This window comes from Pseudomonas sp. MAG733B (assembly GCF_036884845.1).
Taxonomy (GTDB): Bacteria; Pseudomonadota; Gammaproteobacteria; order Pseudomonadales; family Pseudomonadaceae; genus Aquipseudomonas.
The window spans coordinates 505786-527761 of record NZ_CP145732.1 but is presented as its reverse complement, the minus strand read 5'-3'; the positions used below and the strand labels follow the sequence as shown (position 1 = coordinate 527761).

The 21976-nt window shown below is 58.4% G+C and carries 21 protein-coding genes; 12 read left to right on the top strand and 9 right to left on the bottom strand.

What is annotated here, in order from left to right; all coding sequences use genetic code 11:
• Positions 1–9: 9 nt before the first annotated feature.
• From fmt to V6Z53_RS02370, 4 genes are all read left to right on the top strand, one after another.
• Positions 10–969, top strand: coding sequence for a methionyl-tRNA formyltransferase (gene fmt, locus V6Z53_RS02385; RefSeq protein ID WP_338583975.1), 960 nt, complete (start codon positions 10–12; stop codon positions 967–969).
• Entirely contained in the window at positions 966–2276 is a 1311-nt protein-coding gene (rsmB, locus tag V6Z53_RS02380; RefSeq protein ID WP_338583974.1) for a 16S rRNA (cytosine(967)-C(5))-methyltransferase RsmB, read from the top strand. The genes fmt and rsmB overlap by 4 nt, the downstream gene beginning before the upstream one ends.
• Before the next feature lie 21 nt (positions 2277–2297).
• Entirely contained in the window at positions 2298–3674 is a 1377-nt protein-coding gene (gene trkA / locus V6Z53_RS02375) for a Trk system potassium transporter TrkA (protein ID WP_338583973.1), read from the top strand.
• Between the two features lie 138 nt (positions 3675–3812).
• On the top strand, positions 3813–4133 hold the full coding sequence (locus V6Z53_RS02370; protein WP_338586438.1) for a tetratricopeptide repeat protein: 321 nt from the start codon (positions 3813–3815) through the stop codon (positions 4131–4133).
• Here the strand turns inward: V6Z53_RS02370 and V6Z53_RS02365 are convergent.
• The 3 genes from V6Z53_RS02365 to tag form a co-directional block, all read right to left on the bottom strand.
• Entirely contained in the window at positions 4124–4363 is a 240-nt protein-coding gene (locus V6Z53_RS02365) for a PilZ domain-containing protein (RefSeq protein WP_338583972.1), read from the bottom strand. The genes V6Z53_RS02370 and V6Z53_RS02365 overlap by 10 nt on opposite strands.
• A 71-nt stretch (positions 4364–4434) precedes the next feature.
• A complete protein-coding gene (locus V6Z53_RS02360) occupies positions 4435–5322 on the bottom strand; it encodes a lysophospholipid acyltransferase (protein WP_338583971.1) in 888 nt (295 codons plus the stop codon).
• Between the two features lie 40 nt (positions 5323–5362).
• Positions 5363–5920 carry a DNA-3-methyladenine glycosylase I gene (gene tag, locus V6Z53_RS02355; protein WP_338583970.1) on the bottom strand — a complete coding sequence of 186 codons (558 nt, stop codon included), beginning with the start codon at positions 5918–5920 and terminating at the stop codon, positions 5363–5365.
• Positions 5921–6001: 81 nt separating this feature from the next.
• On the opposite strand from tag, the gene glyQ reads away from it, so the two are divergent.
• From glyQ to V6Z53_RS02335, 4 genes are all read left to right on the top strand, one after another.
• Entirely contained in the window at positions 6002–6955 is a 954-nt protein-coding gene (gene glyQ, locus V6Z53_RS02350) for a glycine--tRNA ligase subunit alpha (protein WP_003213601.1), read from the top strand.
• Positions 6952–9006, top strand: coding sequence for a glycine--tRNA ligase subunit beta (glyS, locus tag V6Z53_RS02345; protein WP_338583969.1), 2055 nt, complete (start codon positions 6952–6954; stop codon positions 9004–9006). Before glyQ ends, glyS begins: the two co-directional genes overlap by 4 nt.
• Before the next feature lie 6 nt (positions 9007–9012).
• Positions 9013–9546, top strand: coding sequence for a D-glycero-beta-D-manno-heptose 1,7-bisphosphate 7-phosphatase (gmhB, locus tag V6Z53_RS02340; RefSeq protein WP_338583968.1), 534 nt, complete (start codon positions 9013–9015; stop codon positions 9544–9546).
• A gap of 67 nt (positions 9547–9613) precedes the next feature.
• Positions 9614–10393 (top strand): lysophospholipid acyltransferase family protein, encoded by a 780-nt coding sequence (locus V6Z53_RS02335; protein WP_338583967.1) that lies wholly within the window; start codon positions 9614–9616, stop codon positions 10391–10393.
• Positions 10394–10573: 180 nt separating this feature from the next.
• On the opposite strand, the gene V6Z53_RS02330 is transcribed toward V6Z53_RS02335, so the two are convergent.
• Positions 10574–12106, bottom strand: coding sequence for a HAMP domain-containing sensor histidine kinase (locus V6Z53_RS02330; RefSeq protein WP_338583966.1), 1533 nt, complete (start codon positions 12104–12106; stop codon positions 10574–10576).
• Between the two features lie 174 nt (positions 12107–12280).
• Here V6Z53_RS02330 and V6Z53_RS02325 point away from each other — a divergent pair, with 174 nt between their 5' ends.
• Positions 12281–13000, top strand: coding sequence for a response regulator transcription factor (locus tag V6Z53_RS02325; protein ID WP_338583965.1), 720 nt, complete (start codon positions 12281–12283; stop codon positions 12998–13000).
• A 40-nt stretch (positions 13001–13040) separates the two neighbouring features.
• Here V6Z53_RS02325 and V6Z53_RS02320 read toward each other — a convergent pair whose 3' ends face one another.
• The 5 genes from V6Z53_RS02320 to dnaA all read right to left on the bottom strand — a co-directional run bounded on the left by V6Z53_RS02320 (position 13041) and on the right by dnaA (position 20616).
• A complete protein-coding gene (locus tag V6Z53_RS02320; RefSeq protein ID WP_338583964.1) occupies positions 13041–14246 on the bottom strand; it encodes an ISL3 family transposase in 1206 nt (401 codons plus the stop codon).
• A 150-nt stretch (positions 14247–14396) separates the two neighbouring features.
• Positions 14397–16814, bottom strand: a complete 2418-nt coding sequence (gene gyrB / locus V6Z53_RS02315) for a DNA topoisomerase (ATP-hydrolyzing) subunit B (RefSeq protein WP_223489412.1) — start codon at positions 16812–16814, stop codon at positions 14397–14399.
• Positions 16815–16819: 5 nt separating this feature from the next.
• Complete coding sequence (gene recF / locus V6Z53_RS02310) at positions 16820–17923, bottom strand: DNA replication/repair protein RecF (protein ID WP_008064628.1); 1104 nt, start codon at positions 17921–17923, stop codon at positions 16820–16822.
• 20 nt (positions 17924–17943) lie between these two features.
• Positions 17944–19047, bottom strand: coding sequence for a DNA polymerase III subunit beta (gene dnaN / locus V6Z53_RS02305; protein ID WP_338583963.1), 1104 nt, complete (start codon positions 19045–19047; stop codon positions 17944–17946).
• A gap of 39 nt (positions 19048–19086) precedes the next feature.
• A complete protein-coding gene (gene dnaA / locus V6Z53_RS02300; RefSeq protein ID WP_338583962.1) occupies positions 19087–20616 on the bottom strand; it encodes a chromosomal replication initiator protein DnaA in 1530 nt (509 codons plus the stop codon).
• Between the two features lie 568 nt (positions 20617–21184).
• On the opposite strand from dnaA, the gene rpmH reads away from it, so the two are divergent.
• From rpmH to yidD, 3 genes are read left to right on the top strand one after another with little or no spacing between them, the layout of a single operon-like run.
• Positions 21185–21319 (top strand): 50S ribosomal protein L34, encoded by a 135-nt coding sequence (gene rpmH, locus V6Z53_RS02295; protein ID WP_003213577.1) that lies wholly within the window; start codon positions 21185–21187, stop codon positions 21317–21319.
• 16 nt (positions 21320–21335) lie between these two features.
• Positions 21336–21737, top strand: a complete 402-nt coding sequence (rnpA, locus tag V6Z53_RS02290) for a ribonuclease P protein component (protein ID WP_197677877.1) — start codon at positions 21336–21338, stop codon at positions 21735–21737.
• On the top strand, positions 21730–21975 hold the full coding sequence (yidD, locus tag V6Z53_RS02285; protein ID WP_010207715.1) for a membrane protein insertion efficiency factor YidD: 246 nt from the start codon (positions 21730–21732) through the stop codon (positions 21973–21975). Before rnpA ends, yidD begins: the two co-directional genes overlap by 8 nt.
• Position 21976: the final 1 nt, after the last annotated feature.

Here is a 21976-nt window from a genome sequence, read left to right as displayed (position 1 = left end):
ACTTCATGAATGACTGAGCCACTGCGCATTGTCTTTGCCGGCACCCCGGAATTCGCCGCCGAACACCTCAAGGCCCTGCTGAGCAGCCCTTACGAGATCGTCGCGGTCTACACCCAACCGGATCGTCCGGCCGGTCGCGGGCAAAAACTGATGCCGAGCCCGGTCAAGCAGTTGGCCCTGGAAAACAACATCCCGGTGCTGCAACCGCCAACCCTGCGCAACGAAGACGCTCAGGCTGAACTGGCAGCACTGAAGCCGGACTTGATGGTGGTGGTCGCCTACGGCCTGATCCTGCCGCAAGTGGTACTGGATATTCCGCGTCTGGGTTGCATCAACAGTCATGCTTCGCTGCTGCCGCGCTGGCGCGGTGCGGCGCCGATCCAGCGTGCCGTGGAAGCGGGCGACGCTGAAAGTGGCGTGACCGTGATGCGCATGGAAGCCGGCCTCGACACCGGGCCGATGCTGCTGAAAGTCACCACGCCGATCAGCGTCGAAGACACTGGCGGCAGCCTCCACGACCGTCTGGCCGAAATGGGTCCACCGGCCGTGGTTCAGGCGATTGCCGGCCTCGCTGCCGGGACGCTGGAAGGCGAAGTGCAGGACGACAGCCTCGCCACCTACGCGCACAAATTGAACAAGGAAGAAGCGCGCATCGACTGGACTCGCCCGGCTGTTGAGCTGGAGCGTCTGGTGCGCGCCTTCAACCCGTGGCCGATCACCCACAGCACGCTGAACGGCGAAGCCCTGAAAGTGCTGGCGGCGAACCTGGCCGAAGGCAAAGGCGCACCGGGTGAAATCCTCAGCGCCAGCAAGGACGGCCTGATCGTCGCTTGCTGCGAACAGGCGCTGTGCCTGACTCGCCTGCAATTGCCCGGCGGCAAGGCACTGAACTTCAGCGACCTGTTCAACAGCCGTCGTGAGAAATTCGCCACCGGGACCGTGCTCGGTCAAGCGGCGGACGCTCAATGAACCCGCGTCTGGCCGCCGCCAAGGCACTCGCCGCTGTCCTGAGCGGAAAAGCTTCGCTCAACAGCTCGCTGCCGACGCAACTGGACAAGGTCGAGGACCGTGATCGCGGTTTCACCCAGGATCTGGCGTTCGGCACCGCTCGCTGGCAGCCGCGTTTGTCGGCGCTGGCGGAGAAGCTGCTACAGAAACCATTCAAGGCTGCTGACGCCGATGTCGAGGCGCTACTGCTGGTCGGCCTCTACCAATTGCTCTACACCCGTGTCCCGGCCCATGCCGCCATCGGTGAAACCGTCGGTTGCGCCGACAAACTGAAAAAGCCTTGGGCCAAAGCCCTGCTCAACGCCGTGCTGCGTAACGCTCAGCGCGAAAGCGAAACGATTTTCGCCGAACTGGAACGCGATCCTGTGGTGCGCACCGCCCACCCGCGTTGGCTGCAAAAATCCCTTAAAGCTTTCTGGCCTGAACAGTGGGAAGCGATTTGCGCGGCGAACAATGCGCACCCGCCGATGATCCTGCGGGTCAATCGCCGCCATCACACCCGCGATGCTTATCTCGGCTTGCTGACCGACGCTGGCATCGCCGCCGCCCCGTGCGTGTACAGCCGCGACGGCATCGTCCTCGAAGCCGCCGCCGACGTACGCAGCCTGCCAGGCTTCGCCGAAGGCTGGATCAGCGTGCAGGACGAAGCTGCGCAACTGGCCGCCGATCTGCTCGATCTGGCACCGGGCCAACGGGTGCTCGACGCCTGCTGTGCGCCGGGCGGCAAGACTTGCCATATCCTCGAAGCCGAGCCTGGACTGGCCGGCGTCGTGGCGGTGGACCTCGAAGCCAAACGTCTGGTGCGGGTTCGCGAAAACCTCGAACGCCTCAAGCTCAGCGCTGAACTGATTGCCGCCGACGGCCGCGACACCCAAGCATGGTGGGATGGCAAACCGTTCCAGCGCATCCTGCTGGACGCGCCATGCTCGGCCACCGGCGTGATTCGCCGCCACCCGGACATCAAGTTGACCCGCCAACCCGACGACATCGCCGCACTGGCGGTTCTGCAAGGCGAACTGCTGGACGCCATGTGGATAACTCTCGAGGTGGGCGGCATTCTGCTCTACGCCACGTGCTCCACATTGCCGACCGAGAACACCGAAGTCATCGAAGCGTTCCTCGCCCGCACGCCGGGCGCCCGTGAACTGGACCTCGCCACGGCGGCCGGCATCAAGCAGCCCCATGGTCGCCAGTTGCTGGCCCAGGAAGGCGGACATGACGGGTTCTACTACGCCAAGCTGATCAAGATTGCCGCCGCGCGCGGTTAACCGGTTTAAGGGAGTGACTGGATGAAAATCATCATCCTCGGCGCAGGGCAGGTCGGCGGTTCGCTGGCGGAACACTTGGCAAGCGAGGCAAACGACATCACCGTGGTCGACACCGATGGCGAACGCCTGCGCGACCTCGGTGATCGGCTGGATATCCGCACCGTACAAGGTCGCGGTTCGTTTCCGACCGTGCTGCGCCAGGCCGGGGCCGATGACGCCGACATGCTGGTCGCCGTGACCAACAGCGACGAAACCAACATGGTCGCCTGCCAGGTCGCCCACACCTTGTTCCACACCCCGACCAAAATCGCCCGGGTTCGCGAAGCCGCGTACCTGACCCGCGAAGAGCAACTGTTCCAGAACGAAGCGATTCCGGTGGATGTGCTGATCAGCCCGGAACAAGTGGTGACCAACTACATCAAGCGCCTGATCCAGCATCCGGGCGCCTTGCAGGTGATTGACTTCGCCGAAGGCAAGGCGCAACTGGTGGCGGTGCGGGCTTATTACGGCGGGCCGTTGGTGGGCCAGCAGCTGCGGCAGCTACGCGAGCACATGCCGAACGTCGAAACCCGCGTGGCTGCGATTTTCCGTCGCGACCGGCCGATCCTGCCGCAAGGCGATACGGTGATCGAGGCCGACGACGAAGTATTTTTCATCGCCGCCAAAGCGAACATTCGCGCGGTGATGAGTGAAATGCGTCGTCTCGACGAGACCTACAAACGCATCGTCATTGCCGGTGGCGGGCAGATCGGTGAACGTCTGGCCGAGGCCATCGAAAGCCGTTACCAGGTGAAGATCATCGAGATGAACCCGGCACGTTGCCGCCATCTCTCGGACCACCTCGACAGCACCGTGGTGTTGCAGGGCAGCGCCTCGGATCGCGACCTGCTGCTGGAAGAGAACATTGCCGACGCCGATCTGTTCCTGGCCCTGACCAACGATGACGAAGCCAACATCATGTCGTCGCTGCTGGCCAAGCGCCTTGGCGCGAAGAAGGTGATGACCATCATCAACAACCCAGCCTACGTCGATCTGATCCAGGGCGGCGACATCGACATCGCCATCAGCCCGCAACTGGCGACCATCGGCACCTTGCTGGCCCACGTACGCCGTGGCGATATCGTCAGCGTGCACTCACTGCGCCGGGGCGCGGCAGAGGCCATCGAGGCCATTGCCCATGGCGATTCGAAATCCAGCAAGGTCATCGGCAAGGCCATCGAGAACATCGGCCTGCCGCCGGGCACCACCATTGGCGCGATCATTCGCGACGAAGAAGTGATCATCGCCCACGACGACACCGTGATCGAAACCGGCGACCATGTGATTTTGTTCCTTGTGGATAAAAAGCATATTCGCGATGTAGAGAAGCTGTTCCATGTGGGCTTGAGCTTCTTCTGATCCAAGGGCCTCATCGCGGGCAAGCCTTGCTCCTACAGGACTGGGTCGTACACCCAAGCGTCGAACGACTCGAAACTGTAGGAGCAAGGCTTGCCCGCGATAGCAATCTCGAGATTGCCCTATCACTTGAAGGAAAAATTGATGATCGAATCCCTGGAAAAAATGCTCGCCAAGGGTGTGGATAACTCATTGCTGCGCTTCGGCCTGGGCAAGGGTTATCTGGATCTGGGTGAAAACGCCAAGGCTGCCGAGCATTTCCAGCGCTGCGTCGAGATCGATCCGAAGTATTCGGCGGCCTGGAAACTACTGGGCAAGGCCCATCTGTCGCTGGCCGATCATGCAGCCGCGCGCCTGGCCTGGGAGCAAGGTCTGGAAGCCGCCCGCAACCATGGCGACAAGCAGGCAGAGAAGGAAATGACGGTGTTTCTGAAAAAGCTCGATCGCGCTGATCAGATATAACGCAAACCGATACCCTCGGCATCCACCTGCACCACTTCCATACGCACTCGCGGCGCGCCTGTGGGTAAGTCTTGAACCTGGCCGTAGACCACCGCGCCTCTCGGCAAGGCAGACAGTGCCGGATGCTTGACGTAGACACCCGTGGTCGAAAGATTGCGCGTCTGGCCCAGGCATTCGCCAAGGCTTTCATGCGTAATCTTGATGCGAAATGATTTTCGATGTTCGGACATCTATTGCGCCCTTGAATGAACGGTTGTGGATAACCTCGATTCAAGGTTATCCACAGATCATGCCAACCAACTCAATACCAGCGTTCTTCACCCGGTGGACGCTTCTTGAAGCGCTTCATGCTCCACATGTACTGGCTCGGATAAGCCCGCACATAGCGCTCGACCACTTTACTCATGGCTGCACAGGATTCGGCGGTGTCGGTGCTGTACATGGCTTCGGGTGCAGCTTCCAGGATCACTTTGTAGCCAGAACCGTCCGGCAGGCGCAGCGCATGCAGGAACACACCGACCGCTTTGCCGCCGGCGAGCATGTTCGGCACGAACTTGCTGGTCAGCGCTTGGGTGGCGAAGAACGGCACGAAGATCCCGGCGGATTCGGCCGGTTCCGGGTCAGCGGGAATGCCCACTGCACCACCTTTGCGCACTTCCTTGATGACGCTGAGGATGCCTTCCTTGGTGGACGCGGCCACTTTGTTGCCAAGCTGAACCCGCTGCTTTTGCAGCAACTCATCCACCGCCTTCAATTTTGGCGGGCGGTAGAAAATGATCGGTTTGCACTGGCTGCAATAGAAGTGGTTGAGCACTTCCCAGTTGCCCAGGTGGCTGGTGATGCCGACCACGCCTTTGCCGGAGGCGAGGGCGTCTTTCAATACATCGAGGCCTTCGACTTCGCGCACCAGATCGATGGAGCGCTGGGCCGGCCAGATCCAGGCGCAGGCGCTTTCGGTCAGGGACTTGCCAATGTCCTTCAGACTCTGGCCTACCAGACGTTCGCGCTCGGCAGGGTCCATGTCCGGAAAGCATTTGGACAGATTGATCCGCACCACGTCGCGGGAACGGTTGGGGAATTTCCACATCATCCAGCCAATCGCCGAGCCCACGGCCTGCACCGCTCGCCACGGGAGCAGGGCAAACAGCCGCAGAGCGCCTACCAGCAAGGCGCCTTTAAACTTATCCACAGGTCACTCCTGATCTTGTGCTGTGCGTGAACCGGCCATTCTAACCGCCGTTCGCCAGCTGCGCGTAGCGGTCGCAATCCCGGGTGTGGTCCATGACCATGCCCGAAGCCTGCATCAGCGCGTAGCAAATGGTCGGGCCGACGAAAGTGAAGCCGGCCTCTTTCAAACCTTTGCTCATCTCCACGGCGGTCGGCGTGACGGCCGGGACTTCGCTGCGATCCTTGAAATGATTTATCACGGGCGTACCGCCGACGAAGGACCAGAGAAACGCCACCGGGTCCTCCAGCGCCAGCCAGGCCTGGGCGTTGCGGCGGGCGGCGTTGAGCTTGAGGCGGTTGCGGATGATGCCCGGATCGAGCATCAATTCATCGATTTCCGCATCGCTCATCTGCGCCACGCGCTGCACGTCGAAGCCAAACATCACCTGACGATAATGCTCACGTTTGCGCAGCACAGTGATCCAGGAAAGGCCGGCCTGGAACCCTTCGAGCAAAAGCAACTCGAACAAACCCTGCGCATCGCGTAGCGGCGTGCCCCACTCCTGATCGTGATAAGCCATGTACAACGGATCTTCGGAACACCAAAAGCAGCGTGGCATAAGGCTCCAGGGGGCGTGCGCAGCAATGAATCGGGTATACTCCCGCTCTTTAAATCGCAGCCCAAGAAACAGGTGAATTTCGTGAGCCAGCCTACGCCAGCCGTGCGTACCTTCCAAGACTTGATCCTCGCCCTCCAGCAATACTGGGCCGAGCAAGGTTGTGTGGTACTTCAGCCCTACGATATGGAAGTAGGCGCCGGCACTTTCCACACTGCTACATTCCTGCGCGCCATTGGCCCGGAAACCTGGAACGCCGCCTACGTGCAACCAAGCCGTCGTCCAACTGACGGCCGCTACGGCGAAAACCCGAACCGCCTGCAGCATTACTACCAATTCCAGGTAGTGCTCAAGCCAAACCCGGACAACTTCCAGGAACTGTACCTGGGCTCCCTCAAGCATGTCGGCCTGGACCCGCTGGTCCACGACATCCGCTTCGTCGAAGACAACTGGGAATCGCCGACCCTCGGCGCCTGGGGTCTGGGCTGGGAAGTCTGGCTCAACGGCATGGAAGTGACGCAGTTCACCTACTTCCAGCAAGCGGGCGGCATCGAGTGCTACCCGGTGACCGGCGAGATCACCTACGGTCTTGAGCGTCTGGCCATGTACCTGCAAGGCGTGGACTCGGTCTACGACCTGGTCTGGGCTGACGGTCCGTTCGGCAAAGTGACCTACGGCGACGTGTTCCACCAGAACGAAGTGGAGCAGTCCACTTACAACTTCGAACACGCCAACGTCGAGAAGCTGTTCGAGCTGTTCGATTTCTATGAAAGCGAAGCCAAACGCCTGATCGAACTCGACCAGCCGCTGCCGTTGCCGAGCTACGAAATGGTGTTGAAGGCCTCCCACACCTTCAACCTGCTGGATGCGCGCCGGGCGATTTCCGTGACTGCGCGTCAGCAATACATCCTGCGTGTGCGCACCCTCGCGCGTTCCGTTGCGCAAGCCTACCTGCTGGCTCGCGCCAAGCTGGGCTTCCCGATGGCGACCCCGGACCTGCGTGACGAAGTACTGGCCAAGCTGGAGGCTGCACAATGAGTGCTCTGGATTTTCTGGTTGAACTGGGCACTGAAGAACTGCCACCCAAGGCCCTGAATACTCTGGCCGAGGCGTTCCTCGCCGGTATCGACAAGGGCCTGCAAGCTGCCGGCCTGAACTACGAGACCAAAACCGTGTATGCCGCGCCGCGCCGTCTGGCCGTGCTGATCACCTCGCTGGCCACCCAGCAGCCGGATCGCAGCATCAACCTCGATGGCCCGCCACGTCAGGCGGCATTCGATGCCGAAGGCAACCCGACCCAAGCGGCACTGGGCTTTGCCAAGAAATGCGGCGTCGACCTGAGCGAAATCGATCAGAGCGGCCCGAAACTGCGCTACAGCCAAAGCATCGCCGGCAAGCCGACCGCAAGCCTGCTGCCGACCATCGTCGAAGATTCGCTGAACGACCTGCCGATCCCGAAACGCATGCGTTGGGGCGCTCGCAAGGAAGAGTTCGTGCGTCCGACCCAGTGGCTGGTCATGCTGCTCGGTGACCAGGTCGTCGACTGCACCATCCTCGCCCAGAAGGCCGGTCGCGATTCCCGTGGTCACCGCTTCCATCATCCGGAAAACGTGCGCATCGGTTCGCCGTCGAGCTACCTGTCTGATCTGCGTGCCGCTTATGTACTGGCCGATGCCAACGAGCGTCGCGAAATCATCAGCAAGCGCACCGAAGAACTGGCGACCCGCCAGGAAGGCACCGCGATCGTGCCGCCGGCCCTGCTCGACGAAGTGACTGCGCTGGTCGAATGGCCAGTGCCGCTGGTGTGCTCGTTCGAGGAACGCTTCCTCGACGTGCCGCAAGAAGCCCTCATCACCACCATGCAGGACAACCAGAAGTACTTCTGCCTGCTGGATGCCGACGGCAAGTTGCTGCCACGTTTCATTACCGTGGCCAACATCGAAAGCAAAGACCCGCAGCAAATCATCGCCGGTAATGAGAAAGTGGTTCGCCCACGCCTGACCGACGCCGAGTTCTTCTTCAAGCAAGACAAGAAGCAGAAACTCGAAGACTTCAACCTGCGCCTGCAAAACGTGGTGTTCCAGGAAAAACTCGGCAGCGTCTACGACAAGGCCGAACGTGTTTCCAAACTGGCCGCCTACATCGCCGCGCGCATCGGCGGCAACGCTTCGTGGGCTGCTCGCGCTGGCCTGCTGTCCAAGTGCGACCTGGCGACCGAAATGGTCGGTGAGTTCCCGGAGATGCAAGGTGTCGCCGGTTACTATTACGCCCTCAACGATGGCGAGCCGGAAGACGTCGCACTGGCGCTGAACGAGCAGTACATGCCGCGCGGTGCCGGCGCTGAACTGCCGTCCACCCTGACCGGTGCGGCCGTGGCCATTGCCGACAAGCTCGACACCCTGGTCGGCATCTTCGGCATCGGCATGCTGCCAACCGGCAGCAAAGACCCGTACGCCCTGCGCCGTGCAGCACTTGGCGTGCTGCGCATCCTGATCGAGAAACAACTCGATCTGGACCTGAACGACGCCGTGGCTTTCGCCGTCGCTGCGTTCGGTGCCAAGGTCAAGGCTGCCGGCCTGAACGACTCGGTGCTGGAATTCATCTTCGACCGTCTGCGTGCCCGTTACGAAGACGAAGGCGTCGATGTGGCGACCTATCTGTCGGTACGTGCCCTGAAGCCGGGTTCAGCCCTGGACTTCGACCAGCGCGTGCAAGCGGTAGAAGCGTTCCGCAAGTTGCCGGAAGCCGCTGCCCTGGCCGCCGTGAACAAGCGTGTGTCGAACCTGCTGAGCAAGGTCGAAGGCTCGGTGCCTACGGTCGTGGAAGCCAAGTACTTCGACAATGCCAACGAGTTCTCCCTGTACTCGGCGATCCAGCAGGCAGACCAGGCCGTCCAGCCGATGGCTGCAGCACGTCAGTACAGCGAATCGCTGGCGCGCCTGGCCGCCCTGCGCGAGCCGGTGGATGCGTTCTTCGAAGCCGTGATGGTCAATGCGGAAGATGCCAAGGTCCGCGCCAACCGTTACGCCTTGCTGGCGCGTCTGCGTGGGCTGTTCCTCGGCGTCGCCGATATTTCGTTGCTGGGGTAAGACTGTTTGAAACTGCTGATTCTCGATCGGGACGGAGTGATCAATTACGACTCCGACGCTTACATCAAGTCGGTGGAGGAGTGGATTCCACTTCCCGGTTCGATCGAAGCCATCGCGCAGTTGAGCAAGGCCGGCTGGACGGTAGCGGTCGCTACCAACCAGTCGGGCATCGCTCGCGGTTATTACGACATCGCCACTCTGGACGCCATGCACGAGCGCCTGCGCTCACTGGTGGCAGAGCAGGGTGGTGCAGTCGGCCTGATCGTCTACTGCCCGCACGGGCCGGACGATGACTGCGATTGCCGCAAGCCAAAACCCGGGATGTTGAAAAACATCGCCGCTCATTACAACGTGTCGCTGACTAATCTATGGTTCGTCGGCGACAGTCTCGGTGACCTGGAAGCCGCCAAAGCCGTCGATTCTCAGCCAGTTTTGGTAAAGACCGGGAAAGGCGAAAAGACTTTGGGCAAGACCCTTCCGGTAGGCACATTGATTTTCGACGATCTGGCGGCGATTGCCGCAGAACTTATCCACAATTAGAGCTCTTTCGAAATCCTGACCAAGGAATGTTCGGGAGTGCGCTTGAACCGTAACGGTAAACGTCGCCATGTCGATACTGCAGGCCATCAGGACCTTTCTTTTTTACCTGCTGCTGGGCACCAGCTCCCTGCTGTGGTGCAGCCTGAGTTTTTTTATCGCGCCCTTTCTGCCGTTCAAGGCGCGTTATCGCTTCATCAACGTCTACTGGTGCCGTTGCGCCTTGTGGCTGAGCAAGGTGTTCCTCGGTATCCGCTACGAAGTGAAGGGCGCCGAGAATGTACCGGATCGGCCTTGCGTGATTCAGTCGAACCACCAAAGCACCTGGGAAACGTTCTTCCTCTCGGCGTACTTCGAGCCTTTGAGCCAGGTGCTCAAGCGCTCATTGCTGTTTGTACCGTTCTTTGGCTGGGCCATGGCCATGCTGCGACCGATCGCCATCGACCGCGACAACCCGAAAGCGGCACTCAAACATGTGGCAAAGAAGGGCGATGAACTGCTTAAAGACAACGTTTGGGTGCTGATTTTTCCTGAAGGCACGCGTGTTCCTTATGGCACTATCGGCAAGTTTTCCCGAGGCGGAACCGCATTGGCGGTCAATGCCGAGCTACCGGTCCTGCCGGTTGCACACAATGCCGGCAAGTTCTGGCCGAAAACCGGTTGGGCGAAAAAGCAGGGCGTCATCACCGTAATCATCGGTGCACCGATGTATGCCGAAGGTAGCGGACCGCGCGCAATCGCCGATCTGAACGATCGGGTCCAGGCCTGGAACGAGCAGATGCAACGGGAAATGGGCTCGCTGCCACCAGCGCCGCAATCGCCGGTTTCCAACGATCAGGTGGCTGTCTGAGATTCTGTGGATAACCTGTGTACCGTTTAGTGTAAAAACGGCGTAATTATTTCTTAACATTATGATTTACATAGATATTTCTTAAACTGATAAAAACCCTGAAAACGTGCATAAGTTTTTTTCGGGCGCAAAAAAACCGGTGGATATAGCCGGTTTTTTTATGCCCGTGATCACGCTGTTTCACTCTAGTAACAACGGGAAGTACAAACTGAAACACGTGCCTTTTCCCACCACGCTCCGGCACTCGATTCTTGCGCCATGGCGATCCATCACGGCCTTGACCATCGACAGCCCCAGACCCACGCCATCAATGCCTTGGGCCGAGGAAAAGCGCCGGTACTGAGTGAACAGCGCGGGTAATTCCTCTGCGGCGATGCCCTTGCCCTCATCGTTCAGTTCGCAGATCAGCCATCCCTCGCTGCACTTGATCTGCAAACGGACTCGAGTGCCCCTGGCGCTGTACTTGATCGCGTTCTCCAGCAGATTGAACAATGCCCGGGTCAGTAAGGCCTGATCTGCCAGGATCATGCTTTCCTGCGCTTGCTCATCAATCTGCTGAAGCAATTCGATCTGCTTCTGCTGGGCAATCGGCAATGCCTGATCCAATACGTCCAGCACCAACATCGCAAACAAACTCGGCTGGAACTCATATGCCTCGGACTCGGCTTTCGCCAGTTGGACGAAGCCATCGGTCAGGTCCAGCGCGCGACGTACTTGTCGTTCTATCTGGTCGAACAGTTGCGTATCGCCCCCCACTTGATGGCGATGCACATCGAGCAAGGCCAGAATCGCCGAATGCGGCGCCCGCAGGTCATGGGAAAGAAAGCGCAGTAAAACACCACGTTGTTCTTCGGCGACGCGTTCGGCACTCAGATCAGTCAGGCTAAACAGCCAACCAATCGGCATCTCGCCATCCACTGGCAGCAATGCCGCGCGCTCCAAACGCAGGCTGCGCTCCTTCTGATCGCGAAACTCCAGCAGTGGCAGGGTGGATAACTGTGGGGCTGAATCGCCGGAAAAATGTGGATAACCGAGTTGCGCCAACTGATCAAGCACATCGGCACCGACCAGATCGCTGCCGAACAGCTCCCGTGCGTTGCGGTTGCCCAACAGAATACGGCCCCGTGGATCACTGATCAGAGTAGCGACCGGTAGGTATTCCAGACCATCGGCGATAAAACGTCGGGTGTCACGGGTGCGACTCAAGGCTTGCTCAAGGGCCATGATTTGTCCCTGCAAGTGGTCGGCGCCGGAAAACTGTGCACGGCGACGCTCGGGAAATACTTTCGGCTCGCTGTCCAGGCGCGCCAGTTCCCATCCGAAATAGGTCAAAACTACGCTCAGTCGTCGCCAGTTCCAGATCAAGTATCCAAACAGTATGCCCAGCACAGCGGGTGTGGGTGACCACCACCTTCGCGTCTCTGCCAGCCCGAAGCTGGTCAGTAACGCCGCAGCCATGCCCAGCAAGGTCACCCAAAGCGCCAGACGCGGACGCCATAGCAATAACCCAAGTACGAAAATCACCATCAGCACCGAAAGCGCTGCGCTCAGGCTTGGCGTTGCGTCGCGCAGGTTAATTTGCGTGCGATAGGACAACAGCGCGGTCAATGGCAGCAGCACCAGGCTTATCCACAGCCATTCGCGCACCAATTGCCGAAACAATCCCTGAACCTGACTCGGTTCGCGACTTTCGTGGGAACGCGGGCTATTCATGGAAAGGGCTGAGAAGGGTGAATGGTTTCATAGGCCACTGGTCTGAGGAGGACATGGATGAGAAGAATCATAGCGGACGTGACCAACGGCGAGCCGCTTGCTTTGACTCTCCCCTGCGAGTCGCTATTGTCTAGTCATAGTGGAATGCTCCCTGAACCCAAGGAATCACTGCACATGCGTGTTGCGATACTGGACGACGAACCGGCTGAATTGCGCCGGGTGGAACAGACTCTTCATCAGATGAGCCAGCCTGAGGAAGATGACTGGTCCCTGCACAGCTTTGAGAGGGGAGAGGACCTGTTGCGGGAGCTGCGCCGGAACACCTTCGACCTGTTGATCCTCGACTGGCAGCTGCCGGACCTCACCGGGATGGAACTCTTGCGCTGGACCCGCGAACACATGGAGGTCCCACCCCCAGCCATCATGCTCACCAGCCGCGATGGCGAAAACGACATCGTTCAGGCCTTGAATGCCGGAGCCGATGACTATGTCAGCAAACCCTTCCGTCCCAATGAGTTGAAAGCGCGTGTCGCTGCGGTGTTGCGCCGACACAGTCAACAACGCAGCGCAGCAACCGAAGTGCTGAGTTTCAACGACCTGGTGTTCGACGATGCCGAGCTCACCGTCAATCGCGCCGGCAGCCCCATCGTGATGACAGAACGGGAATACCGTCTTGCTCGCTGCCTGTTCACCAATCTGGGCCGGCCGTTGTCCCGCGAATATCTTTATCAACGGTTCTGGACTCATGAAGAGATGGTCTCTTCCCGTCCTCTGGATACCCACATCTACCGGTTACGCAATAAGCTGGGTTTGACCGCCGACCGTGGCTGGCAGTTGCTGACCATCTATGGATATGGGTATCGGTTGGAGAGTGTCGCTGCAACAATTGAATAGGGCTGTAGATTGTTAATCTATCGGCAATAAAAAAGGTTCTTCACGGATTACCGGGAAAGACGCTCTTGATCTTCATGAAAAAGAATTCGCTATCCCGGTAACCGTACGCCATCCGCTTGATGACCTTTATTCGATTGTTTATTCCTTCCAGTTGGCCCGTATGCATCGGCCAGCGAACCCGGCTCACGATGCCCCGCCAGTAAATCTTTAGCCGTTTAGCGAACTGGATCAAAGCAGGTATTTCGCTTTCATGTGCGTGGCGCAGCCATTGTTTCCAGGCTGATCTCCAGTCCCAGGCGGTGCTCGGCGTCCAGAGCGTTTTGAGTTCAGCCTTCATCAAATAGACCGTCATCAGCGATTGGTTGGCCGCCAACAGTTCCTGTAAATGGACCTGTTGCTCCGGCGTTTTCAGGTTCTGCGGATTGCGCAGCAACAGCCATCGCGATTGCTTGATGATCTTGCGAGCCGGCCTGTCATGACGCAGCCGATTGGCTTCATCGACGCGAACCCGATCGATCACTTCTCGGCCATACTTGGCCACGACATGGAAGAGGTCATAGACCACTCGCGCTTTTGGACAGTGCTGGCGAACCTCCAGGTCAAAAGCGGTGTTCATGTCCATCGCGACCGCTTCGATTCGGGCGCAACCCTCGGCCCCCAGCTCTTCGAAGAATGGCCTGACCGCCGCACGGCTGCGGCCTTCACCAATCCACAGCACGCGTCGGGTATCGGCGTCCAGCACCACGCTGGCGTAACGATGTCCTTTGAACAACGCAAACTCATCCATCACCAAACGTCGCGGTTGCGCCTTAGGCAGAGCGTTCAACATCGTTTGCAAGGCTCGACGCTCCAGCAACCTAACAGTGTCCCAATGTAGGCCGAACATCTGAGCCACGTGCAGGGTTGGAAGGCGTTCGCAGGCCTGAATGACCGCCTCGGCCAAGCGGCGCGTCATGCGAGCATAGCGATCCAGCCAACTGACGGCCTCCATGCGTTTGCCACAGTCACGACAGCCAACCCGCCTGAGCAAAACGTTGAGGCGCACGGCCCGGCCAAGGATGGGTAAATCACGAACGACGCGCTCGCAATACTCATGCGTAGTTGAACAGGGTTTTAGGCAGCCGCCGCAGGAAGGGAATCGGGTGGCATGGGGGATCAGATCGATTTGTAGTGCGTCGCCATCAGGCTTGATCGTGACGACAGAAAAGCCCTCCCAAAAAGGAAGGAAAGTATTAATATCGCGCATAAGAACGCCGGTTTGTTAGATGTGTTTGCTCGCACGAACATCATCAACCAAATCGGCGTTCTTGTTTCTGTGTTTCCCGGGATTCCGTGAAGAACCATAAAAAAGGCCAACGCATGACGTTGGCCTTTTCATTTTGGCGGGAGGCCTGAATCAGAAATCCAGGTTGGAAACCGCCAGGGCGTTGCTTTCGATGAAGTCACGGCGAGGTTCGACCGCATCACCCATCAGGGTGTTGAAGATCTGGTCTGCGCCAATGGCGTCTTCGATAGTCACTTTGAGCATCCGGCGCTGGCTTGGGTCCATGGTGGTTTCCCACAGCTGGTCCGGATTCATCTCACCCAGACCTTTGTATCGCTGGATGGTGTGACGCTTGGTGCTTTCAGCCATCAGCCATTCAAGGGCTTCCTTGAACTCGGTCACCGGCTTCTTGCGTTCGCCACGCTGGATGTACGCGCCCTCATCCAGCAAAGTGCTCAATTGAGCGCCCAACGACACAACAGTCTTGTAATCGTTGCTGCCGAAGAAGTCACGGTTGAAGGTGATGTAGTTCGACAGGCCGTGAGAGATCAGCTCGACTTCTGGCAGCCAGACGTTACGCTCACGGTCTTCGCGCAGGCTGGCCTTGTAAACCAGACCGGACTTCTCAACGGTGCGTAGACGTACTTCGAACTGAGCCATCCAATCCTGCATCGCTGCATGGTCGGACAGTTGCTCCATGCTCACCGCTGGCAGGTAGATGAAGTGCTCGGTCAGTTCCTGTGGGTACAGGCGTGACAGACGCTTGAGGGTCTTCATCACCAGACGGAAGTCATTCACCAGACGCTCAAGCGCTTCACCGGAGATGCCCGGAGCCTCTTCGTTCAGGTGCAGACTCGCATCTTCCAGGGCCGACTGCGTCATGTACTCTTCCATCGCGTCGTCGTCTTTAATGTATTGCTCTTGCTTGCCCTTCTTCACTTTGTACAGCGGCGGCTGGGCGATGTAGATGTAGCCGCGCTCGATCAGCTCCGGTAACTGGCGGAAAAAGAAGGTCAGCAGCAGGGTACGGATGTGTGAACCGTCGACGTCAGCATCGGTCATGATGATGATGTTGTGGTAACGCAGCTTGTCGATGTTGTACTCGTCGCGGCCGATGCCACAGCCCAGCGCGGTGATCAAAGTGCCCACTTCTTGCGAAGAGATCATCTTGTCGAAGCGCGCCTTCTCGACGTTCAGAATCTTGCCCTTCAACGGCAGGATAGCCTGGGTCCGGCGGTTGCGTCCCTGCTTGGCGGAGCCGCCAGCAGAGTCACCTTCCACGAGGTACAGTTCGGACAGGGCAGGGTCTTTTTCCTGGCAGTCAGCCAGTTTGCCCGGCAGGCCAGCGATATCCAGCGCGCCTTTACGGCGAGTCATCTCACGGGCCTTGCGCGCCGCTTCACGGGCACGGGCCGCGTCGATCATCTTGCCGACAACCAGCTTGGCTTCGTTCGGGTTTTCCAGCAGGAAGTCCGAGAAGTACTTACCCATTTCCTGTTCGACCGCGGTCTTCACTTCGGAAGAAACCAGCTTGTCTTTCGTCTGGGAGCTGAACTTGGGATCCGGCACTTTTACCGAAATGATCGCGGTCAGGCCTTCACGGGCGTCGTCACCGGTGGTCGCGACCTTGTGTTTCTTCGCCAGGCCTTCAGCTTCAATGTAGGTGTTCAAGTTACGCGTCAGGGCGGAACGGAAACCCACCAGGTGAGTACCACCATCGCGCTGCGGAATGTTGTTGGTGAAGCACAACAGGTTCTCGTTGAAGCTGTCGTTCCACTGCAGGGCGATTTCCACGCCGATGCCGTCTTCACGCTGAATGTTGAAGTGGAACACCTGGTTGACCGCAGTCTTGTTGGTATTCAGGTATTCAACGAACGCACGCAGGCCGCCTTCGTATTTGAACAACTCTTCCTTACCGCTGCGCTCATCCTTAAGGACGATGCCAACACCGGAGTTGAGGAAGGACAGTTCACGAATCCGCTTGGCCAGGATGTCCCAGCTGAAGTGGATGTTCTTGAACGTCTCGGCCGATGGCTTGAAGTGAATCTGGGTGCCGGTGGTTTCACTCTCACCAACGATTTTCATCGGTTCTTGTGGAACACCGTGGACGTAGGTCTGTTCCCAGATTTTGCCGCTACGGCGAACGGTCAGGACCAGTTCTTTTGACAGTGCGTTCACCACCGACACACCTACACCGTGCAGACCGCCGGATACTTTGTAGGAGTTATCGTCGAACTTACCGCCGGCGTGCAGCACGGTCATGATGACCTCGGCTGCCGAAACGCCTTCTTCTTTGTGCACGTCTACCGGGATGCCACGGCCGTTGTCGCGAACGGTGATGGATTCATCCGGGTGAATGATGATGCTGATGTCGTCGCAGTGGCCGGCGAGAGCTTCGTCGATCGAGTTATCGACCACTTCGAACACCATGTGGTGCAGACCGCTGCCATCGTCGGTGTCACCAATGTACATACCGGGACGTTTGCGTACGGCATCCAGGCCTTTCAGCACTTTAATGCTCGTTGAGTCGTACGTATTTTCTTCGCTCAATGCCTTCACTCCCGATGGTCGTGGGTCTGGGTGATACGGCCCTGTTCCACGTGGAACAGAGCGACTGGCGTTTCCGTCTGCCAGCCTTCCCTCAATAATTCGTGATCTACACAGGTGATAAACACCTGGCAGCGTAAGTCTTCCAGCAAGCGGCAAAGCGCACGGCGATGTTGCTCGTCCAGTTCGGACGGCAAGTCATCCACCAGATAAATACACTGACCGCGTCGGGCCTGGCTTACCAAGTGCCCCTGGGCAATCCTCAATGCGCAGACCACTAACTTCTGCTGCCCACGAGACAAGATATCCGCGGCATTGTGTGCGCCCAATCTGAGGCGCAAATCAGCACGTTGTGGCCCGGCCTGGGTATGACCCATTTGCTGATCCCGCTGAAGGGACCCGGCGAGCACAGCGCTCAACTCACGGTCTTTGTCCCAACCTCGGTAATAGCTGAGCGTTAAGCCCTCAAGCTCAACCAGTTCGCTCAAGGTCTGTTCAAAGACTGGCTTCAAGGCTTTGATATAAGCGCGGCGGTATTCATCGATTTCAGCGCTGGCCTGGCACAGTTCCCTGTCCCAAACCGCTTGCGAAACGGCGTCAAGTGTACCATGCCGCAGCCAAGAGTTTCTCTGGCGCAGGGCCTTCTGCAAGCGCTGCCATGTCGACATGAAGCGTGGTTCCACGTGGAACACACCCCAGTCGAGGAACTGCCGGCGAATTTTCGGCGCGCCCTCCAGCAAGCGAAAGCTGTCGGGGTTGATAAGCTGCAGTGGCAGGATTTCCGCTAACTGCGCGGCGCTACGGGCGTTTTGCCCGTCAATGCGGATTTGGAACTCCCCTTGACGGTCTCGCGAAATACCGAGTGCGCTGTGCCCACCCTCCGCCAACTCAACCTGGCCAAACACCGTGCATGCCAATTGCTCGTACTGAATGACCGGCAACAGGCGGGTGCTGCGAAACGAACGGGCAAGCCCCAGCAGATGGATGGCTTCCAGAACACTGGTTTTGCCGCTGCCGTTGGCGCCGTAAAGAATGTTAATTCGGGGGGAAGGGGAGAAGGTCACCGGGTGCAGATTGCGCACCGCGGTGACCGAGACGCGACTTAAGGACATCTAGCTTCTGCTGAGCATGATTACAGACGCATCGGCATGACAACGTAAGCCGAATCGTCGTTGTCGGACTCTTGCACCAGCGCACTGCTGTTGGAGTCGGACAGGATCAGGCGAACCTGCTCGGTGGTCATCACGCCCAGCACGTCGAGCAGGTAGCTCACGTTGAAGCCGATTTCCAGGGAGCCGCCGTTGTATTCAACACCCACTTCTTCTTCCGCTTCTTCCTGCTCCGGGTTGTTCGCCTGGATCTTCAGCTGACCATTGGCCAGTTGCAGGCGGATACCACGGTACTTCTCGTTGGATAGAATCGCAGTACGGCTGAAGGCTTCGCGCAACGCCTGACGGTCGCCGAGTACCAGCTTGTCACCGCCCTTCGGCAGAACGCGCTCGTAGTCCGGGAATTTGCCGTCTACCAGTTTCGAAGTGAAGGTGAATTCGCCGGTGGTGGCGCGGATATGGTGCTGACCCAGCACGATGCTGACGTTGCCATCCGGTTCGGTCAGCAGACGTGCCAGCTCGAGAATGCCTTTGCGCGGCACGATGACCTGGTGGCGATCCGGCTGACCGATATCGGCCTGCATGGAACACATCGCCAAGCGGTGACCGTCGGTGGCCACGGCACGGATGATCCCGGCAGAGACTTCCAGCAACATGCCGTTGAGGTAGTAACGCACGTCCTGCTGAGCCATGGCGAAGCTGGTGCGCTCGATCAAACGGCGCAACTTGCTTTGCTCGAGGCTGCAAGTCAGCGAGCCTGGGCCTTCTTCTACCGTCGGGAAATCATTGGCCGGCAGGGTCGACAGGGTGAAGCGGCTACGGCCAGCCTTCACGACGAGCTTTTGCTCATCGACCTTGATGTCGATCAGCGCATCGCCCGGCAAGCTTTTGCAGATGTCCATCAGTTTGCGCGCAGGCACAGTGATGGAACCCGGCTCGGCAGGCTCTTCGAGCTGAACACGACCGACCAGCTCGACTTCCAGGTCGGTACCGGTCAGCGACAATTGCTGGCCTTCGACAACCAGCAGCACGTTGGAGAGCACCGGCAAGGTCTGTCGGCGCTCGACGACGCCTGCGACCAGTTGCAGGGGTTTCAACAGGGCTTCGCGTTGAATGGTGAAATGCATGGTCTAGTCCCTTGCCTTAATAAGCTGCGCTGGTGTGCATCAAGTGGTCAGTGTACGCAGCAGGTTCTTGTAGTCCTCGCGGATGTCCGCGTCGGATTCCTTAAGTTCATTGATCTTGCGGCAGGCGTGCAAAACCGTCGTGTGGTCTCGTCCGCCAAACACGTCGCCGATTTCCGGCAAGCTGTGGTTGGTCAATTCCTTGGACAATGCCATGGCGACCTGACGCGGACGGGCGACCGAACGCGAACGGCGTTTGGACAGCAAATCGGAGATCTTGATCTTGTAGTACTCGGCGACGGTGCGCTGAATGTTATCCACAGAGACCAGTTTATCTTGCAGCGCCAACAGATCTTTCAGGGATTCGCGAATCAATTCGATGGTGATGTCGCGGCCCATGAAGTGCGAGTGGGCGATCACGCGTTTGAGCGCGCCTTCCAGTTCACGGACGTTGGAGCGAATGCGCTGGGCAATGAAGAACGCCGCGTCATGGGGCAGGTCGACTTTGGCCTGGTCGGCCTTCTTCATCAGGATCGCGACACGGGTCTCCAGCTCCGGCGGCTCGACGGCTACCGTCAGGCCCCAACCGAAGCGGGATTTCAGGCGCTCTTCGAGGCCTTCGATTTCTTTCGGATAGCGGTCACTGGTGAGAATGACTTGCTGGCCACCTTCAAGCAGGGCGTTGAAGGTGTGGAAAAACTCCTCCTGGGAACGTTCCTTGCGGGCGAAGAACTGAATGTCATCGATGAGCAAGGCGTCTACCGAACGGTAGAAACGCTTGAACTCGTTGATCGCGTTCAGCTGCAAGGCCTTGACCATGTCGGCCACAAAGCGCTCGGAATGCAGGTACACAACCTTGGCGTTCGGGTTCTTCTTTAATAGGTGGTTACCCACAGCATGCATCAAGTGGGTTTTACCCAGACCCACGCCACCATAAAGGAAGAGCGGGTTGTAACCGTGCTTCGGGTTGTCCGCCACTTGCCAGGCCGCCGCCCGGGCCAGTTGGTTGGACTTGCCCTCGACGAAGTTTTCGAACGTAAAGGTGCGGTTCAGATAGCTGGTGTGCTTGAGCGCGCCTTCTACCTGCACGGTGCGTTGTTCGGAGCGAACCGGAGCCTGTTGCGAGCTGGCGCCAGCCATAGGGTCGAAACTGTCTCGCGACGGCTCTTCTTCAATGACCTCTGCGACTTTTTGCGTTGCGCGCTTGCCGGGTGCGGCGACCGATGCTTGCGCCGGTGCACTGACCGGTGCCGAAGTTGCCTGAATCTGGGACGCAGCCGCAGCAGCGGCCAACGGAGCATTCGGCGCAGCACGCGGCGCTGAGCTGCGTTTGCTGCCTATTAATAAGGAAAGCGCTGGCGGCACCCCATTGCCATGTTCATCAAGCAATTCCAGGACGCGGCCCAGGTACTTCTCGTTGACCCAGTCCAGGACAAAACGATTGGGCGCGTAGACACGCAACTCGTCGCCTTCGGCTTCGACCTGTAGTGGACGGATCCAAGTGTTGAATTGTTGGGCAGGCAGCTCATCGCGCAAAAGCTCTACGCACTGCTGCCAAAGTTCCACTGACACGGATATCCCCTAAGTTGAAAGCCGGTGAGGCAAAAACAAGCGGCCATTGTAGCGACCAGACGCTGACTTATCCACACGTAGGTGGTTCATCGGCCAAGAAGAATCAACGTTTTATACGCAAAAAAGACGACCAATGGTCTGTGCATAAGCTCTGTGGATAACCGTGGCTAAGCTCATTGCACAACTGGGGGTGAAACTCGGTGGATAACCTGCCTGTGGATAAACCGACCTTTCACACACAGGTTTTCCGACAGCGCAGCACAGGCTTAACACGGTTTTCCACTGTAGTTGTCATTCTCTGTACATCACGTAATCAAAGGCCTAGATCTACTTATCCACAGAGGAGCGCGTCCCTAGCTTTTATAAGCTTTACAGAAAAGCTTTAAATACTTTCCTTCTTTATTTTTATATTTAGCGAATGACCGGTGCCCGGCCAAACCGTCCCGAGATCTATTTATAAGGAAACGTTGGTTGGAAATTGACCTAGAGGCTTGCTTTCTCTAGAATCCCCGGTCTCTTAAAACGGGGGCCATTCCGGCCCGTTGTGGACGAACCAGGTAACACGACAATGAAACGTACTTTCCAACCAAGCACTATCAAACGCGCTCGTACCCACGGTTTCCGTGCTCGCATGGCTACCAAGAACGGTCGTGCCGTTCTGTCGCGTCGTCGCGCCAAAGGTCGTGCGCGTCTGGCAGTTTGATAAGCCGGCACTGGAGGTGAGTCAGGACTTCAGTCGGGAAAAGCGTCTGCTTACCCCCCGGCATTTCAAGGCAGTCTTTGACTCCCCTACCGGCAAGGTTCCGGGGAAAAATCTCCTGCTCCTTGCGCGCAACAACGATCTTGATCACCCCCGTCTCGGGTTGGTTATCGGGAAAAAGAGCGTAAAGCTCTCCGTCGAGCGCAATCGCCTCAAACGTCTGATGCGCGAATCGTTTCGCCTGAACCAGGATTTACTGGTCGGCTGGGACATTGTTATCGTCGCGCGCAAAGGTTTGGGGGACGTAGAAAACCCCGAATTGATTCAGCATTTCGGCAAACTCTGGAAGCGTCTGGCACGCAGCACGCCGGTACCAGCAGTCAAAACCGAAACTGTAGGGGTAGACAGTCCTGATGCGTAAACTGGCACTCGTTCCGATCCAGTTTTACCGCTATGCCATTAGTCCCCTGATGGCCAGTCACTGTCGTTTCTACCCCAGTTGTTCCTGCTACGCGTTGGAAGCCATCGAAAATCATGGCCTTCTACGCGGTGGCTGGCTGACCTTTCGTCGTTTAGGTCGCTGTCATCCGTGGAATCCCGGTGGTTATGACCCGGTTCCACCTATCCCTACCTCCCGTTCTTCTTCGATGGCCGAGTAAT

Coding starts and splice junctions, on each gene's coding strand:
- fmt (WP_338583975.1), top strand. CDS start 10: ATGACTGAGCCACTGCGCATTGTCTTTGCCGGCACCCCGGAATTCGCC.
- rsmB (WP_338583974.1), top strand. CDS start 966: ATGAACCCGCGTCTGGCCGCCGCCAAGGCACTCGCCGCTGTCCTGAGC.
- trkA (WP_338583973.1), top strand. CDS start 2,298: ATGAAAATCATCATCCTCGGCGCAGGGCAGGTCGGCGGTTCGCTGGCG.
- V6Z53_RS02365 (WP_338583972.1), bottom strand. CDS start 4,363: ATGTCCGAACATCGAAAATCATTTCGCATCAAGATTACGCATGAAAGC.
- tag (WP_338583970.1), bottom strand. CDS start 5,920: ATGCCACGCTGCTTTTGGTGTTCCGAAGATCCGTTGTACATGGCTTAT.
- glyS (WP_338583969.1), top strand. CDS start 6,952: ATGAGTGCTCTGGATTTTCTGGTTGAACTGGGCACTGAAGAACTGCCA.
- V6Z53_RS02335 (WP_338583967.1), top strand. CDS start 9,614: ATGTCGATACTGCAGGCCATCAGGACCTTTCTTTTTTACCTGCTGCTG.
- V6Z53_RS02330 (WP_338583966.1), bottom strand. CDS start 12,106: ATGAATAGCCCGCGTTCCCACGAAAGTCGCGAACCGAGTCAGGTTCAG.
- V6Z53_RS02325 (WP_338583965.1), top strand. CDS start 12,281: ATGCGTGTTGCGATACTGGACGACGAACCGGCTGAATTGCGCCGGGTG.
- V6Z53_RS02320 (WP_338583964.1), bottom strand. CDS start 14,246: ATGCGCGATATTAATACTTTCCTTCCTTTTTGGGAGGGCTTTTCTGTC.
- recF (WP_008064628.1), bottom strand. CDS start 17,923: ATGTCCTTAAGTCGCGTCTCGGTCACCGCGGTGCGCAATCTGCACCCG.
- dnaN (WP_338583963.1), bottom strand. CDS start 19,047: ATGCATTTCACCATTCAACGCGAAGCCCTGTTGAAACCCCTGCAACTG.
- rpmH (WP_003213577.1), top strand. CDS start 21,185: ATGAAACGTACTTTCCAACCAAGCACTATCAAACGCGCTCGTACCCAC.
- yidD (WP_010207715.1), top strand. CDS start 21,730: ATGCGTAAACTGGCACTCGTTCCGATCCAGTTTTACCGCTATGCCATT.